The sequence below is a fragment of the Vibrio sp. 1078-1 genome (assembly GCF_033340475.1).
On sequence record NZ_JAWOWM010000345.1, the window covers coordinates 1 to 707 of the forward strand.

Annotated in this window: 1 protein-coding gene; it reads right to left on the minus strand. The window is 42.4% G+C overall.

What is annotated here, in order from left to right; translation table 11 throughout:
* Positions 1-150: 150 nt before the first annotated feature.
* On the minus strand, positions 151-707 hold a 557-nt coding region (locus R7190_RS27480), incomplete at its 5' end, for a transposase (protein WP_318137883.1).

Below are 707 nucleotides of genomic sequence, written 5' to 3' on the forward strand. Positions count from 1 at the left end.
GTTTAAAAGCGAGGGAATAATCGCGCTGAGTTCTTTTAGCTTTTGATTTCATAACACTCTCCAATTTTGGGGGTGGAAAGTGTCAACCTTATTTAGGACGGTACACGAGAGACAAAAAAGGCTTAGCACTTGCTAAGCCTTTTTTATGGTTCATCGCGGCTTTCCGGGGAAAGCCGCTTTTATCTTTAAGAAGAAGTAATCAGTGTCTCGATAGCCATATCCCATCCGCTTGATTAACTTTATCTTATTATTTATCCCTTCAAGCGTACAGGTATTCAGCGGATAGCTTGCTGAAGCAGTGATCCCATGAAGGTATGGACGGAGCTTTCGAGCGAACTCTTTAAGTGGCTTAATTCCACTCTCATTCACTTGCTCCCACCATACCTGCCATAAGTTTTTAGCCTGAAGTTCAGAGCCACAACGCCATAGTTCCTTTAATTGCGCACCCAGTAAGTAGGTTGTCATCAAGTCCTGATTCATATTCAATATTTCAGTGAGGTAGCTTTCCTGTTGTGTATTTAAATTATCCCTATTTTTCAATAACACCCAGCGCGAACGCTTGACCCATTGCCTTGCTTTTTTATCTTGTTTTAGCTTATTGGCTTGGTCGACTCTGACTCTATCCATCACTTCACGACCAAACTTAGCAACGACGTGGAACAAGTCGTAAACGATGCGAGCATTTGGGCAATGCTCTTGGACTTCAA